At 55.5% G+C, this 16049-nt stretch carries 14 protein-coding genes and 1 pseudogene; 13 read left to right on the top strand and 2 right to left on the bottom strand.

The genetic code is table 11. The features are described from left to right. Positions 1 to 4: 4 nt before the first annotated feature. The 11 genes and pseudogenes from ACZ5SR_RS02215 (at position 5) to ACZ5SR_RS02165 (ending at position 10529) form a co-directional block, all read left to right on the top strand. Complete coding sequence (locus tag ACZ5SR_RS02215) at positions 5 to 1198, top strand: aromatic ring-hydroxylating oxygenase subunit alpha (protein ID WP_464449960.1); 1194 nt, start codon at positions 5 to 7, stop codon at positions 1196 to 1198. 2 nt (positions 1199 to 1200) lie between these two features. Then, positions 1201 to 1710 carry a nuclear transport factor 2 family protein gene (locus tag ACZ5SR_RS02210; RefSeq protein WP_464449959.1) on the top strand — a complete coding sequence of 170 codons (510 nt, stop codon included), beginning with the start codon at positions 1201 to 1203 and terminating at the stop codon, positions 1708 to 1710. 66 nt (positions 1711 to 1776) lie between these two features. Next, positions 1777 to 2868 carry a TAXI family TRAP transporter solute-binding subunit gene (locus ACZ5SR_RS02205; protein WP_464449958.1) on the top strand — a complete coding sequence of 364 codons (1092 nt, stop codon included), beginning with the start codon at positions 1777 to 1779 and terminating at the stop codon, positions 2866 to 2868. A gap of 123 nt (positions 2869 to 2991) precedes the next feature. Next, entirely contained in the window at positions 2992 to 4905 is a 1914-nt protein-coding gene (locus ACZ5SR_RS02200; protein WP_464449957.1) for a TRAP transporter permease, read from the top strand. Further along, positions 4902 to 6008 (top strand): 2Fe-2S iron-sulfur cluster-binding protein, encoded by a 1107-nt coding sequence (locus ACZ5SR_RS02195; protein WP_464449956.1) that lies wholly within the window; start codon positions 4902 to 4904, stop codon positions 6006 to 6008. Before ACZ5SR_RS02200 ends, ACZ5SR_RS02195 begins: the two co-directional genes overlap by 4 nt. A gap of 13 nt (positions 6009 to 6021) precedes the next feature. Next, positions 6022 to 6351, top strand: a complete 330-nt coding sequence (locus ACZ5SR_RS02190; RefSeq protein ID WP_464449955.1) for a Rieske 2Fe-2S domain-containing protein — start codon at positions 6022 to 6024, stop codon at positions 6349 to 6351. Positions 6352 to 6425: 74 nt separating this feature from the next. Beyond that, on the top strand, positions 6426 to 6785 hold the full coding sequence (locus ACZ5SR_RS02185) for a 2Fe-2S iron-sulfur cluster binding domain-containing protein (RefSeq protein WP_464449954.1): 360 nt from the start codon (positions 6426 to 6428) through the stop codon (positions 6783 to 6785). Between the two features lie 13 nt (positions 6786 to 6798). Further along, positions 6799 to 7743: a catechol 2,3-dioxygenase gene (locus tag ACZ5SR_RS02180; RefSeq protein WP_464449953.1), complete on the top strand. Its 945-nt coding sequence runs from the start codon at positions 6799 to 6801 to the stop codon at positions 7741 to 7743. 10 nt (positions 7744 to 7753) lie between these two features. Beyond that, positions 7754 to 8197 carry a GlcG/HbpS family heme-binding protein gene (locus tag ACZ5SR_RS02175; RefSeq protein WP_464449951.1) on the top strand — a complete coding sequence of 148 codons (444 nt, stop codon included), beginning with the start codon at positions 7754 to 7756 and terminating at the stop codon, positions 8195 to 8197. Positions 8198 to 8218: 21 nt separating this feature from the next. Continuing rightward, positions 8219 to 9673: a 2-hydroxymuconic semialdehyde dehydrogenase gene (locus ACZ5SR_RS02170; protein WP_464449950.1), complete on the top strand. Its 1455-nt coding sequence runs from the start codon at positions 8219 to 8221 to the stop codon at positions 9671 to 9673. An 8-nt stretch (positions 9674 to 9681) separates the two neighbouring features. Beyond that, positions 9682 to 10529 (top strand): annotated as a pseudogene (locus ACZ5SR_RS02165) (alpha/beta fold hydrolase). 152 nt (positions 10530 to 10681) lie between these two features. Here the strand turns inward: ACZ5SR_RS02165 and ACZ5SR_RS02160 are convergent. Then, positions 10682 to 11796 (bottom strand): IS3 family transposase gene (locus ACZ5SR_RS02160; protein WP_464449949.1). Its coding sequence is split into 2 segments (ribosomal slippage): positions 10682 to 11544 and positions 11544 to 11796, totalling 1116 coding nucleotides; the frame shifts between segments, so codons are not numbered across the junction. Here ACZ5SR_RS02160 and ACZ5SR_RS02155 point away from each other — a divergent pair. Beyond that, positions 11795 to 12628, top strand: coding sequence for a chloride channel protein (locus ACZ5SR_RS02155; protein ID WP_464449948.1), 834 nt, complete (start codon positions 11795 to 11797; stop codon positions 12626 to 12628). The two genes, ACZ5SR_RS02160 and ACZ5SR_RS02155, sit on opposite strands and share 2 nt — an antisense overlap. A gap of 982 nt (positions 12629 to 13610) precedes the next feature. Further along, the gene (locus ACZ5SR_RS02150) at positions 13611 to 14648 is read left to right on the top strand and encodes an IS630 family transposase (protein ID WP_464451001.1); all 1038 of its coding nucleotides are present in this window, start codon (positions 13611 to 13613) and stop codon (positions 14646 to 14648) included. Positions 14649 to 14685: 37 nt separating this feature from the next. On the opposite strand, the gene ACZ5SR_RS02145 is transcribed toward ACZ5SR_RS02150, so the two are convergent. Further along, on the bottom strand, positions 14686 to 15924 hold the full coding sequence (locus ACZ5SR_RS02145) for a benzoate/H(+) symporter BenE family transporter (RefSeq protein WP_464449947.1): 1239 nt from the start codon (positions 15922 to 15924) through the stop codon (positions 14686 to 14688). Positions 15925 to 16049: the final 125 nt, after the last annotated feature.

Genomic DNA, 16049 nt, shown 5'->3' with positions numbered 1-16049 from the left:
TGATATGAGCAACCGTACAGCTTATTCCAATATTTTTTGGGATCGATTACCGAAAACTCATTATGTCGATAATAATATTTTCTGCAGTCAGGAAATATTCGACATTGAGCAGCAGACCATCTTCTCAAAAGTATGGAAATTCGTGTGCTGCGAATCCGAGGTCGCCCAAATAAACGATTTTCGAACGACCACGGTGGCGGGTATCCCACTCCTGATTGTCCGTGGTCCCGATTTGACGATTCGAGCATTGGTGAATTCCTGTTCGCATCGTGGAGTAAAACTTGTCGAAGAAACTGCCGGCAATGCACGAAAGTTTGAATGCCTATTCCATAGGTGGACATACGATGCGCATGGCAAATGCATCGATATTCCCCGCGAAGAGGCGTATGAATGCGTAAAGATCGACAAGGCTCAATGCGGGCTTAAGCAGGTCCGATGCGAGATCATGCGCGGCTTAGTATTTGTTAATCTGGACGACAACGCATCGCCTCTTGAAGAATATCTTGCTGGATGCCTAAGCGTGTTTGACGACGTTTTCGATGGAGCGGATCTTGAGGTTTTCCATTTTCACGAACAGATTTTGAATACCGATTGGAAGCATTGGCAGGAGACCAACATGGAGCTTTATCATGAGTTCCTGCACGTGCTTAATCGAAAGACCAGCATGATAGATCCGGGGTACTTTAAAAGAAAGTGGCACGCATTTCCAAATGGCCATATGACCGTTGATCCACTGGTTATTCAATACGAAAAAATGCAGGGCAGTGTATCTCGAGAGGATTTTACTCTTCCGGGATTAAAGCCGAATGAATTTCGTGCTTTAGATATTTTCCCTGATGTCATGCTTAATTGCCGCGCTTCCGTAATCCGAATCGACACCCAAATCCCCCTGGCGCCAGGAAAGACGTTAATTCAATTTCGAGGTCTGGGCGTCAAAGGTGAGCCCGAAGAAATGAGGCGCCGTCGTATTCGAGACCATGCAGAGTTTTGGGGGCCGTTCGGCAGAAACCTTCCTGAAGATGGCCTTGCGGTAGAAAGACAGACGGAAACCATGGGCAAGGCTTCGAAGTACTCCCTGATGGCGAGAGAGGAAAATCGCCTCAGCCAGGATGACTTTCCGATTCGCGAGTTTTATCGTGAGTGGGAGCGTCATACAGGATTATGTGCCGCATCCGCGGTCGAAGAAAAGCAGGAGTAGATATGGATCAAGACAAAACAATATTGGCCCAGATGCCTGAAGTGTCGGTTTCAGATTCGCTGCATGCGATACGGCGTGTTATCGAACGCGGATGCCGCTTGCTCGACGCTGAAAACTATTCCGAGTGGGTAGCCGCTTACGCGGACGACTTCAAATATTCCATCCGAGCGTATAGCCCCGAAATTCGCAGCGAAGTTACTTGGCTTGAAAAGGACAATAAGGGGTTGAAATTACTCTTCAAGCAGCTCCCCATGCATGAAAAGTACAAGGGCCAATTCAGGAGAATACTCGGCTGGACCGATATAGTCAGTCAGGATGATTCGGCAGAGCTATTTGTTGTGGAAAGCGGCTTGTGCGTCTACCACACTGACCTTCACGGGACGTCAATTCTCTACTGTACCGGGAAGTATCAAGACCAATTCCGTTTCGAGTCGGGGGTACCTGTTCTGTGTTCGAGGTTGGTGATGATGGATACACGTAGATTGCCTTTCGGATCTCATATTCCGATCTAGCTTCGCAACTGCCTGAGATCATTTGTAGATCAAGGCGAAAGTAGTTCCATAACTAAAGGAGACAATATGTACACGAAGACATCCAAGCGGGCGCGCGCAGATTTTATTTCGATCGCATTCAGGCGTCGAAATTCGGCACTAGGACTGCTCGCAATTTCATTCGCCATGTGGGGCACCAGCGCTACGGCCCAGACAGTGGTGCGCCTATATACCTACCCGCAAGGAGCCTATGGCCAGGTTGCTGGGGTCACGCTGCAGAAGCTGATTGCGAAAAACAGCAAGTCGCTGCGCATTGAGTCTCTGCCTGCCGCCGGACGGGAACAGTATGCAGACTATGCGGATGCATCGCCCGAGAAGCGCAAGCTCATGATCCTGACGATGCTCCACATCGAACCTGTTCTTGGCGAAAAAGGCCAGATACCTTGGGCCAAGCCGGTGCCGCGCATGAAAGCGTTGATGACCTTTAGTCCGAATAGCGCCGCGGCCATGTTCACAAATGACCCGTCGGTCAAGACCATCTATGATCTCGCCGGCAAAAAAGTGGATTTGGGCCTGCCCGGATCCTATATCTACAACTCGCTGGCTCCACTGTTCACCGCGGCCGGCCTCATGCAAAAAATCCAGCTATTACCCAGCGTAAGCCTCAATCAGGGCTGGCAGCGGCTCGGGGACAAGGTGGTCGACGCAACCGGCGCAGGCATCATCGATATGCGTCTTTTGCCGCCCGGTCCATCGGATATTGTAAAGAAAAATAAGATATATCAGGTCGATGTGCCGCAAGAGTTGTTTAAGAAGGCCCAAGACACGACCGGTGTGCCGCAGTTGCCGCTTCCGGTAAAGAAAGGCGCATTCAAGGAAAGCTATGCGCTTGATTATGAAGTCGCGCGCGAGGACTCCGGCACGCTGGCACCGGCCCTCACGGCGGGATTCTGGGTGTCCGCGGACATGCCGGATGAGATTGCCTATGAAATCGTCAAAACTGCGCTGAAAAATATTGATCAGTTCGGAAACGACCACGCGCTGGGCAAGCTGCTCAAGGAACAAATCGGGCACATGACTGTTCCGCAGGCCGAATTCCATCCGGGCGCGCGGCGCGCATACCAGGAACTGGGGTTCAGCTATGGACTGGAGGGCATTAAAGCACACACCAAGCAGTGAAATGCAGGAAGCCTGTTCCGGATTCGTCAACAATTCTTTAAACAAGGACCGGCACATTCTTTAAACAAGGACCGGCACATTCTTTAAACAAGGACCGGCACACAAGAGCTGAAGAGACATTTAATGAAAAATTGGAAATTAACGATTGCGGAATTGAAATGGACCGAGAAGGCATTGGCGGCGTTAGCTCTTGTCTATGTGGGATTTCATTTCTTGAACCTGTTCATGACTTTCGGGCCGATGGGCTCGAAAGTTATTCACATCTCCATGGGCATCGGCGTGCTGACGCTTGACCTGCTGCGCCGGCATTCAGGCCGGTCCATGAAGATTGTCGCGGCCTTTGCATGGGTGTCCGTGCTCGCGGCATCCGCTTACTTTCTGTCCGATCAGATCGGCGTATTGACCCGATATGGCTTCGCCTCTCCTCCCGACATGCTGGCCGGAGCGGTTCTCGTATTCTGGATGTTTTTTCTGACCGGGCTTTACTTCGGCGTTCCTTTTGCGGTCATCGGCATTGTTTTTTTCGTCTATGCCTATCTGGGAAGCTATTTGCCTGCGCCTTTGACCGCGCCTGCGTTAGACTTGCTGAGGGTGACTTCAAAGCTGACGGTAGGCGCGTTGGGGGACGTCGTTGAGTTAAGCGTCACAATCATTTTCTTGCTATTAGTCTTCGGAACCTTCCTACAGGCGTCCGGCGCCGGTGCATTCATCTGGCGGGTCGCAGGCAATTTGGCACGCCGTATTGGCGGCGGGACCGGAGCGCTTACGGTGGTATCTAGCGGCCTGGTGGCTAGCTTTACTGGTGTTGGCGCGGCCAATGTCGGCATTACGGGGCCGATTGCGATCCCGCTGATGAAACGCGATGGGTATACGTCCGAGCAGGCCGCCGCAATCGAGGCGATAGCGTCTACCGGCGGGCAGATCACGCCGCCGATCCTGGGAATGGTGGCGTTCCTGATGGCCGATTTCATCGGCGTGCCCTACGCCAGGGTTGTTCTGGCAGCCATTATTCCTGCGGCGCTTTTTTATATGGGGCTGCTGCTTTTCGTAGTCTTGATTTATCGCAGGAATGGCGGACAAGGGCAAATTCAAGTAGAAGCCCATGCCGGCCCGGCGCATGGATGGATCAAGGTTAGCATCAGTTTTCTTTTTCCGATCGCGGTGATCGTCGCCCTCATCATCGCTGGCATGTCGGTCCAGCTGGCGGTGTTCTGGTCTATCGTCGCCATCGCGGTGCTGGCGCTCATATTCCGCCTCGAGCGCGATCCGAAGGTTTGGCTGCATGCCGTATTAGAGGCAGCCATCAATGGAGCGGCGCTTGGAATGGCTTCCGGTGTGCTCGATGTCGTGATGGCCTCGCTGGACATTACACAGCTCGGGATGATCGTCGGCTTTATTGTTAGCCAGATCGGCGGCGCCAGCGTGCTGGCGAATTTCCTCCTGGTGCTGGTGGCCGCGTATGTGATGGGTATGGGCATGCCGGGCGTTGCGGTGTATACGGTACTGGCCGTCACCTTGGCTCCGGTGTTGATCAGCCTCGGGGCTGAGCCATTGATGGCGCATTTCCTGATCATGTACATGACCATTCTTTCCAACTTCACGCCGCCGGTCGCGCCAACGCTGATGCTTACGGCGCGGATCGCGGGAGCGAATTATATGCGCGCGGGTCTGGAGGCCATGAAGGCTGGAGCAGGGTCAATGCTGTTGCCTTTCTTCCTCTTTTCCTATCCGGCTCTCCTGTTGCATGACGCATCGCTGGGAGCCGTTCTGGAAGCGGTAATAGTTACGTCGGTAAGCATTTTCCTGTTGACGGTAAGTTTGCTGGGATGGCTGGGGCGCCCGATATCCATGTTCGAAAGGGTACTGCTTGCCTTGCCGCCGATAATCGCATGGAGCGCGGGATTTGCCGGTATAAGGTCGACCTACTGGGCCGCGGTAGCCGTATGCCTTGCAGCCTTCATCTGGTCGGTTTTTGCCGGGTATCGTACGCGGCAAAAACCGATTGCTGCACGAGCCATGGAGATGGAGCGCATATGAAAAAGGAGATTGCACTGCCGAACTGCCGCCCCGATCGTGCTCGCGCCACGGTCCCGGTCACGATCGAAACGGAGCATAACTCATATAAGGTGGATGTTGCGGCAGGTGACCTGATTCTCCACGAGGCCTTGCGTGCCGGAGTTCCATTGGCGTATTCGTGCGCGAGCGGAACCTGCGGAACCTGCGTGGCGCAGGTGATGGAAGGCGCGTTGGAGAATCGCTGGCCAGACGCGCCCGGCCTTTCAGCAAGGATGCGCCAAGCCGGCCGGGTGCTGTCGTGCCAGTCCGCGGTAACGAGTCCGGTCCGATTGCGCGCAAGCGAAGGCGCGGCATGCATCCGCTCCCTCTTGCCTGTTCCCGACTATCACGTCGGGCGCTTGGTGAAAACAGTTGCTCTTGCTCCTGGCGTCACGGAACTGCAGCTGCAACTCGATTGTGCTTTCACCTTCATTCCTGGCCAGTTCATTCTGGTCTGGTTTGACGGCTTGAGCGGCCCGCGCGCGCTATCGATTTCAAACGTCGAGCGTTTTCCGGTAGACCGCGTCCGCTTGCTCGTAAAGCCTCGACAAGGAGGCGAGTTTGATGCCCTATTGCGTTCGGCGGATTCGAGCGGCATGCCGCTGCAAGTATTCGGCCCCCTTGGCTCGGCATGCCTGTACGACGAATCGGCGCACGGCGAGATCACATGCGTGGCCGGAAGCACCGGAATTGCACCCATGCTTCCCATACTCTTCGACTGGGTGCACCGCAGAGCGCCGGGTTCGGCGCGGCTGGTTTATGGAGTGCGGACGGGCGAAGACACCGTCTTGCTGAATGAGGTGATCGATCTTGCGAAACGTTCAGATGGTCGCCTCGACGTGGTCATCGCGTTGTCCGAACCGCGCGACGGCGACGTCAATAATCTGCAGAAGCAAGTCAGGGACTTTGGCAGGGTCGTGGCCGGCTATGCGCATGACGCTGTCCGCGAGCTGGCAAGCGACGGCTCGTTAAGCGGTATCGCTTTTGTCTCCGGCCCGAAGCCGATGGTACAAGCCACGGTAAAAACGCTGATCGTGCACGGCAAGTTGAACCCACTGGCAATTCGTTCCGATGATTTTGGTTGAAAGGAAATAGGTAATGCCCTGGAAAAAAGTTTGTTCGCTGAATGACCTGGAGAAGGATCAGATTGCGGAGTTCGATGTGCAAGGAGTTCTGGTCGCGGTAGTGCGCGGAGAAAACCAGCCGGTTGTGATCCCGCCAATGTGCCCTCATTTGGAAGAGCCGCTGTGTGAAGGGATTTGTGATGGCCGGACGCTAACATGCCACAAACATTTGTGGCAATGGGATTTGGAAACAGGTAATCCAATGGGGTTGGCTCAAAAGCCGTTGAAACGCTACGACAGCAAGGTTGAAGGCGATACGCTCTTTGCTCTGATTGATCAGGAAATTCTATACGACTATGAATGAGCTCAGCTTTTGGGCCAGAGCCTTATACCAACCGCGCAGCCCACTTTTCAAGCGCGTGTGAAGGTGCTGAAACGATGTTATTCGAAACTAACACGAAGGTGAACGTCCATGTCATGCAGACGGGTGAGTCCTACCCATGTGCCACCAACGAGAGCTTGTTGCAAGGCATGTTGCGCCTAGGGCGCAAAGGCATTCCGGTGGGTTGCGTCAACGGCGGCTGCGGGGTCTGCAAGGTTCGCATCGCCGAAGGGCGGGTGCGGGTGCTGGGGCCGATCAGTCGCGCGCACGTGACGGCTGAGGAGGAAGCTCTGGGATACACCTTGGCCTGCCGGGTGGCGCCCACCGTTGCGGTGCGGCTCGAAGTGGCTGGCAGGCTGGCGAAGCCTATTTCCAAAGGATTCGCTGCACAGGCGAACCATGTTTTAACCAAGTAAAAGGAGAACTATTATGGGTGTAATGCGAATTGGCCATACCAACCTGAGAGTGATGGACATGGCGGCGGCGGTCAAGCACTACGAGAACGTGCTGGGCCTGAAGACGACGATGCAGGACAAGGCCGGTAACGTCTACCTGAAGTGCTGGGATGAATGGGACAAGTACTCACTAATCCTCACGCCTTCGGACCAGGCGGGCATGAACCACGTGGCCTACAAGGTCGAGAAAGACGCCGACCTCGATGCGCTGCAGCAGCGCATCGAAGCCTCGGGCGGCAAGGCCACGATGCTGCCCGAGGGCACGCTGCCCTCCACCGGACGAATGCTGCAGTTCAATTTGCCCAGCGGCCACGAGATGCGCTTGTTTGCACATAAGGAGTGTGTTGGCACCGACGTCGGCTCCACCAACCCTGACCCCTGGCCGGACGACATCCGCGGCGCCGGCGCCCATTGGCTTGACCACTGCCTTCTGATGTGTGAGTTCGATCCGGGCAAGGGCGTCAACAAGGTAGCCGAGAACACCCGGTTTTTTATCGACGTGCTGGACTTTTTCCAAACCGAGCAACTGACCGTGGGCCCAGACGGGGCGTTCCAGTTGGCTTCGTTCCTGTCGTGTTCCAGCAAGCCGCACGATATCGCCTTTGTCGGTGGCCCAACACCTGGCATACATCACATTTCGTACTTCCTCGACTCCTGGCACGACGTGCTCAAGGCTGGTGATGTGATGGCAAAGAACAGGGTCCGCATTGACGTGGCACCTACGCGTCACGGCATCACGCGTGGAGAAACGATCTACTTCTTTGACCCTAGTGGCAATCGCAACGAGACGTTTGCTGGTCTGGGATACCAAGCCCAACGTGATCGACCGGTGACAACTTGGACCGAAGATCAGGCGGGGCGCGCGATTTTCTACCATACCGGGGTGCTTTCTGCGTCTTTCACCGAGGTCTACACCTGATCGCGGAAAGATGACCATAGAACGAACTCCATTGAGTGTTGCGCAGCCCATGATCGACTGGGCGGCAGCACACGCCTGCGTCGGCGCAGCGGTCAAGGCCGCTGGGGTCTTGGGCTTGCGCGTCAATGTTGCCGTGGTCGATGCTGGCGGCGTGTTGGCGGCTTTCTTACGCATGCCGGGTGCGCCGCTGCATTCCGTGGACATCGCCATTGACAAGGCTTACACCGCGGCCAGCTTTGGCTTGGCAACGAGCCAGTGGTCCGCAGCACTACAGCAGCACTCCGTCGCGGTACGTGACGGCATTGTGCGCAGGCCCCGCTTTGTTGCCTTTGGCGGCGGGCTGCCGGTTATGGAAGTTGGTCAGTGCATCGGTGGCATCGGCGTATCCGGCGCCACTGAGGAGCAGGACGAGGCTATTGCAAACGCAGGCTTGAAGGCAATGGGACTTGTCTGATCTCAGACTGAAAACCAAAATATGAAACACTTTCTAAACTACATCAACGGCGAATTCGTCGCCACGGACAAAACTTTTGAGAACCGCGCCCCGGTGGACAACCACGTCATCGGCCTGGTGCACGAAGCTGGCGCGCCCGAAGTCGATGCCGCCGTGCGCGCCGCGCGCGCCGCGCTCACAGGTGAGTGGGGCCGCATGAGTGTAGTCAAGCGGGTCGAGTTGTTGCATGCGCTGGCCGATGAGATCATCCGCCGCTCTGACGAATTTCTGGAAGCCGAGATTGCGGACACCGGTAAACCGCGCAGCCTGGCCTCACATATTGACATCCCGCGCGGCGCGGCCAATTTCAAGGTGTTCGCCGACATCATCAAGAACGTGCCGACCGAAACTTTCGAGATGGCCACCCCCGACGGCGGCCAGGCACTCAATTACGCCATCCGCTCCCCGCTGGGAGTGATCGGCGTGGTCTGCCCGTGGAACCTGCCGCTGCTGCTGATGACCTGGAAGGTCGGCCCAGCGTTGGCCTGCGGCAACACCGTCGTCGTCAAGCCATCGGAAGAAACCCCGGCCACCGCCACCCTGCTCGGTGAAGTCATGAGCAAGGTCGGCATTCCGCCTGGCGTGTACAACGTGGTGCACGGCTTCGGTCCGAACTCGGCCGGCGAATTCTTGACCCAGCACCCGGGCGTCAACGGCATTACCTTCACCGGCGAAACCCGCACCGGCGAGGCCATCATGGCCGCTGCCGCCAAAGGCGTGCGCCCGGTGTCGTTTGAGCTGGGCGGCAAGAACGCCGGCATCGTGTTTGCTGACTGCGATTTTGACAAGGCCGTGGCCGGCATCACGCGCAGTGCTTTCGAGAACTGCGGTCAGGTCTGCCTGGGCACCGAGCGGGTGTATGTGCAGCGGCCGATTTTTGACAAGTTCGTCGCCGCGCTCAAGGCCAAGGCTGAGGGCCTCAAGATTGGCCCGTCCAACGAGGCCGGGGTCAACCTGGGTCCGCTGATTTCAGCCGAGCACAAACAAAAAGTCCTGTCCTACTTTGACAAAGCCCGCGCGGAAGGCGCCACGGTGGTCGCCGGCGGTGGCGTGCCCGCCATGCCCGGCGAACTGGGCCATGGCCACTGGGTACAGCCCACCATCTGGACCGGTCTGCCCGAGACTGCCAGCGTGGTGCGTGAAGAGGTGTTTGGCCCCTGTTGCCATATTGCCCCGTTCGACACCGAAGAGGAGGTGATTGCGCTGGCCAACGCCACCGATTACGGCCTGGCCACCACGGTCTGGACCGAGAACCTGGGTTGCGCCCACCGCGTGGCCAAGCAGGTCGAGGTCGGCATCTGCTGGATCAACAGCTGGTTCCTGCGTGATCTGCGCACCGCTTTTGGTGGTGCCAAGGGCTCTGGCATCGGGCGTGAAGGCGGCGTGCACTCGCTGGAGTTCTACACCGAGCTGCGCAACGTCTGCATCAAACTTTGAGTCCTGTCATGTCTAACAGCACCAACCCCGAAATCGGCCAGCGCATCCGCACCGGTTCTTTCCACACCAACGTCCGGTGCTGCTGCTGCACGGCTCCGGCCCGGGCGTGAGCGCCTGGGCCAACTGGCGTCTGCTGTTGCCGGTGCTGGCCCACACGCGCCGTGTGGTGGCGCCTGACTTGTTGGGCTTCGGTTACACCGAGCGCCCGGCCGACCCCGCCAATCCTCCAAAGGGCGGGGAGTACCGCATGGAGGTCTGGGTGCAACAGGCGATTGACCTGCTCGACACGCTGGGCATTGAGCAGACCGATCTGGTTGGCAACTCGTTTGGCGGTGCGCTGGCGCTGGCGCTAGCAATTGCCCACCCCAAGCGGGTACGTCGACTGGTGCTGATGGGCAGCGTCGGCGTGCCCTTTGTCATCACGCCCGGGCTGGACGCTGTCTGGGGCTACACCCCGTCGCTGGAGAATATGCGCAAACTGCTGGACATCTTCGCCTTTGACCGCTCTTTGGTCACGGATGAGTTGGCGCAACTGCGTTACAAGGCCAGCATTCAGAGCGGCTTTCAGGAGTCCTTCGCGGCCATGTTTCCGGCGCCACGCCAGCGCTGGGTGGACGCCATGGCCAGCGAGGAACAAGACATTCGCGCTTTGCCGCATCACACGCTGATCGTGCACGGCCGTGAAGACGCGGTCATTCCGCTGTCGAACTCGCTCACGCTGTCGCAATGGATTGAGCGCTCCCAGTTGCATGTATTCGGCCAATGCGGTCACTGGACGCAGATCGAACACGCTGCGCGCTTTGCCCGGCTGGTCGAAAATTTTCTGGCTGAGGCCAACGACACCTGCCTGGCCTGAGCGCCACCCGCCACCACATCCCATTTTATTCAAAACCCGCAGGACTTACCCATTTATGGACGCCAAACTGATCGAAACCCTGGGCGACGAGCTGTATCACGCCATGACCACCCAATCGGTGGTCGAGCCGCTGACCGGTAGTCCCCCCATTTTCAGCAGTAAGCGGCAGTAGAATCGGTTGGATATTTACGGGCTAGTTTCTGTCTTGGGGTGATGCCGCCCAAGGCCATGTTGGGCCTTTCGTTGTTGTAAGTCCAGAGCCAGGCGGTGGCGCCGTGCTGAACTTCCTCCAGGCTGCCAAACAGATTTTGGGCGAGCCAATCATAACGCACGGTTCGGTTATAACGCTCGACGTACGCGTTTTGCTGTGGATTTCCGGGCTGAGTATGGATGATGGTGATGCGCCGCTTGACGGCCCATTCCAGCATCGTTTTGCCGATGTATTCGGGGCCATTGTCGCACCGCAGGCATGCCGGCTTGCCGCGCCATTCGATGATCTGGTCCAGGGCTCGCGTCACGCGTTCTGCCGGCAAGGAGAAGTCCACCTCAATGCCTAAGCCTTCGCGGTTAAAGTCATCGACCACGTTAAAGAGCCGGATACTGCGACCGTCCGCAAGTTGATCATGCATAAAGTCCATGGACCAGATTTGATTGATATCGGTAGCGGTGCCCAGCGGATCGGGCCGCTCGCGCACCAAGCGCTTGCGCGGTTTGATGCGCAGATTCAGTTCCAGTTCACGATAGATCCGGTACACTTTTTTGTGGTTCCACTTGAAGCCTTTGATGTTGCGTAAGTACAAGAAACATAAGCCGAAACCCCAGTTGCGTTGAGCGGTGGTCAAGCGAATCAGCCAGTCAGCGATCACGTCATTTTCTTCGGCGTGTTTCGCCTGATAGTGGTAGCCGCTTTGGCTGATGCCGAACGCTTCACAGGCCAAGCGGATGCTGACCTTAAACTGCTCAACAGCGCCGCGCGCCATCTCTTTGCGTCGAGATGGCGCTACCACTTTTTTCGGAGCGCCTCCTGCACAATTTCCGCCTTTAGACGTTCTTCGGCGTACATCTTTTTGAGCCGTCGGTTCTCGTCCTCGAGCTCCTTCATCCGGGTCATCATGGAGGCATCCATGCCACCGTATTTGGCGCGCCACTTGTAGAACGAGGCGCTGCTCATGCCGTGCTCGCGACACAGTTCCGGAACTGGCGTACCGGCTTCCGCTTGTTTTAGGATCGCCATAATCTGGCTATCGGTGAATCGGGATTGCTTCATGGTGTCGAATTTCCTTGTAGTGGAAATTCTACTTCAGCTCACTGCGGTTCTATGGGGGGATTACCATACGTTTTATAGCTTGCTTGCGCTACCCGAATTTTCAGAAATTCTGTTTCTTAAAACTGTGCTTATCGGCGTTATTTGCGGTGCTGTTGCCTGGGTGTTTGTCGATATGATTACCTTGGTGCGCAATATTTTTGCACAGCTTAAAGGCCGGTTCAATCTATGGCCGCCCTTACTGCCGTTGATAGGCGGCCTGTTGCTTTCCGCCTTGATTATCGTCATTCCCACCGATTACCTGGGCTTGAGCCTGCCTTTGATAGGGCAGGCCCTGGATGGCGAGGCCATGCCGTATTTTGGGTTTTTATGGAAGACGATTTTGGTGGCAATTACCCTGGGGTCCGGCTTTTATGGCGGCATTGCCACCCCGCAGTTTGTGATTGGCGCGATTGCCGGCAATGCCTTTGCGCCCATGCTGGGGCTTAGCCCTTCGCTAGGTGCGGCGGTGGGTTTGGTGGCGGTGGTGGCGTCGGCCTCGAACACCCCCATTGCGGCCATACTGATGGGGGCTGAATTATTTGGCGGTACCCTGGGTATGGTCTACGTAGCAGGGGCAGGCATTGCCGCGTACTTAATCATCGGCCACCGCAGTGTTTACCCAGATCAACAGCTTGCCTATTCGAAATCCTCCTGGATGGTTGTCAGGCCAGACATGCCGTTGGGGCAAGAGAAAGTTTATCTTTCTTATGGCTTGCTGCGCTGGTGGAGCAGATTCAAACAACAACAAAGACCGCGCTATTGGCGGCGGTTGCTGACAAGATCGAAACGTTGAGGCGATGACCCCATACGGATGCGATTGCACCTAGCGTCAAAATTTACCTAAATGAGGTTTCGGTTAAACGTACATCCCCCAGCGGGTAGTCGAAGAACTGTGCACCACGCATCTTGCGGCAGACGCCGTGGCACGGTTTAAAGTGAAGCGCTGCCGCTTTTCGCTTCGCCTTGCGTCGATAACTAGATCATTTTTCGATTGACGATGGAACGGGATATTGAAATCCCACATACCAGCTAGACGGCAATAGCCGTTGCACAAAAAAATATTCGCTAAGATAGCCGATGAGCATATTGCTCTTTAAGCATCTGATCCCCATTGGCTGAGCTTTGTGCATCACTACGGAACCCACTGTGGGTCTATCAGCAGCAGCCGACCGAGGTGCAGACATGCATCTTCAGCGTGAACATCGACGCACACTGCCAACCACTCAAGCTTTAGGGACTTATCCAAAATTACCGGGCGCTCGCCGCCGAAGCGATAGGCCGACAGTGGAGCAATCTAGACCACTTGGAATAACTATAACTTCGCCGTGGATGCTCCAAAGAAGCAGATCGGCAAACTGGCGCGCCTGCCAGCAGGCCAAAACAGTAGAAGATGTGGAGGCGCTGTTGCCATGGAAGCTACATCAACATGATTTAGGCACAGCGCTGCGATCTGAGAGCCCTGTGAATCATGGATCGCGTACAGTGGAGACCACACGCTGACATATATTCCTGGAACTACCGAGACTTTCAAGGCGTACGACTGGTGTAGGCACAAAGCCTCTTTTTACCGCTTTTAGAACTTTGCACCATGCTCATATCGAAATTTCGTACGTAAGCGGCACTTACAGCCCTATTGCCAACCAGAAGAAGGGCGTGTCGCTTGACCCCGATCTGTGTCATTAAAATAGCTTCATTGACAGTGTGTTCAAAAATAGGACTATAGATACGGCCCACAAATAGGTTGATTTCTCGCCTGTTTCATGCGATCATTGCGCATGGATAAAGACGATGCGAGAAAACTAAGTTCTGCCGAGCAACATGAGAGGCGTCGGCAGGTGATTCGTGCTTACAAGCGTGGACGAACCAAGGCGCAGATCGCCGCTGACGTTGGCTTGAGCCACACGGCGGTGGGTCGAGTGATTTCGCGCTATGAGGCCGGAGGTCTTGCCGCGCTGGCGCCGCGCACACGCGGGCGACGCAGCGGCGAGAATCGTGCTCTGACAGACCAGCAGGCACAGGCCATCCGTCGGATCATCTGTGACCAACGCCCCGAACAGCTGAAGATGGATTTTGCGCTGTGGAGCCGCTCGGCGGTGATGCAGCTGATCGAGCGCGAGTGCGGCATCACGTTGCATGTGCGCTCGGTGGGCAAGTACCTAGCCCGCTGGGGCTTCACGCCGCAAAAGCCGATTAAGCGCGCCTATGAGCAATCACCGGCGGCGGTAAAGACTTGGCTTGACGAGACCTATCCGGCCATCGCCGAGCGCGCCAAGGCCCAGGGCGGCGAGATTCATTGGGGCGACGAAACCGCACTGGTAAACACCGACGTGCGCGGCAGAAGTTACGCGCCCCGAGGCAAGACGCCGGTGACAATGGCCATTGGCGGCACCCGGCACAAGCTCTCCATGATTGCCAGCGTCACCAACCAGGGCAAGGCGCGCTGGATGATCATTGATGAGGCGTTCAATTCGGACAAGCTGATCGAGTTTTTAGAGGCGCTTATTAAGGATGCGGGCAAGAAAGTATTCCTGATTCTGGACAACCTGCGCGTGCATCACAGCAAACCCGTGAAGGCCTGGCTGGCTGAGCGCAGCGACAAGATTGAGGTGTTTTATTTGCCCAGCTACAGCCCGGAACTGAACCCCGAGGAACGATTGAACGCCGATCTGAAGCACGTCATCGGTCGCAAGGTGCCCATACGTACCAAGCCAAAACTACGCGCCGCCGTCGAGGATCACATGCGCATCGTTGTAGCCGAACCGCAGCGCGTAAAAGCCTATTTCCAAGACCCCCATGTCAAGTATGCTGCATGAATCTATTTGAGGGCCGAATCAATAAGTGCTGCATCTATTAATTACTATTTTGATCCATAAGACGCCTTAGGCTGTCCCTTTCAAGCAACCATGAGGTGATAAATGCGAAAACCAACCCCCAGAATGGTGCACCAATATTGAAAATAGGAATGCCTGCAACCGACACCACAAAGGCGACTAGCGCACCCAATGGGCATTCCCCCTTAAAGGCTGCTTGAAATATGGTTTGCAGCACGCGCATCATCGCCAGGCCACCGATTAGACCAATTAACGATAACGGTAGCGCTAACGCAACGGCGGTGGCAAAAGGAGCCAGCAGCGCAAACCCTATCATTAGAAAACCTACGATCATGGCGCCGATCCAGTGTTTTGAATGATCACCACTGGAAACGATAATGCCGTTTACTGGCCCAGTGAGACAAGCGGGTACAGAGCCCGTAAGCGCTAGCAAAATCGAGCCCCAGCCCGTTGTCGTCGTAATAGCTTTTACAGGTGCATCGAAATCTGCATTTTTTAGAATGGCGATACCCTGAGCATTCTGTATTCCTAAGACCGTCACCATTAAGGGAATAACAAGTTCGATCACAGCCTGAATGGAAAATTCAGGAACGTAAAAGGTAGGGCGAGCGAAGATCTGCGTCGTTTCAGGAATGGGAGTCATGGCGCCAATGAACCAGGCGGTTACTCCACCCGCGATGATGGCGGCCAAAATGGGCGGAATATATTTGCCTAATGAGCGGACTATTGTAAAAAGAAGAAAAACAAAAAGTGTGGCGCTTGCCAGAACGACGCTATCAGTAAATGAAGTTACAACCCGAATGCCCAAGGGTAAAAAGACGCCAGCTACCATACCCATCACAATAGGCATAGGTATTGATCGCATGACTTTGCCTATCAACCCGCTCCAACCAAGTATTGCAATGACAATACCCGTAACCCAGTAGGCACCTATGACTTGTGCGAAGGTTAGATGATCTAAGGCAGCAGGTATCAATAAAGCACCGGGGATCGTCCAAGCAATGACTAAAGGTTGGCGAAAACGCCAGCAAATCCACAACGTAATGAGACCCGCCGTCCCGTAACCACCGAAGATCCATGACGACAGGTCGCTTTCTGTTAGGCCGCCGGCTTGCCCAGACGCTATAAGAATGGCTAGAGGGCCCGTGATACAAAACAAGTAAGCTGTAATGCTGTTGCTGAATGTGTGGCGATCTGGAATATACGCCGCAAAACCCAGTTGTCTCTTTTGAATGGAATGGACGTCGTTATCTGACATTTTGTCTCCTGCGATTTTTATTCAGCCTGTTTTTTTTAATTTATTTTGCCGCTAAGTGATCCAGATTTTTTGTTATGTTTCAAACAAATTCTGATGCTGGACTTGAGTAGGCTGACGATAACTCA

This window comes from Limnohabitans sp. TEGF002 (assembly GCF_055395845.1).
This window is presented reverse-complemented; position numbering and strand designations above follow the sequence as displayed.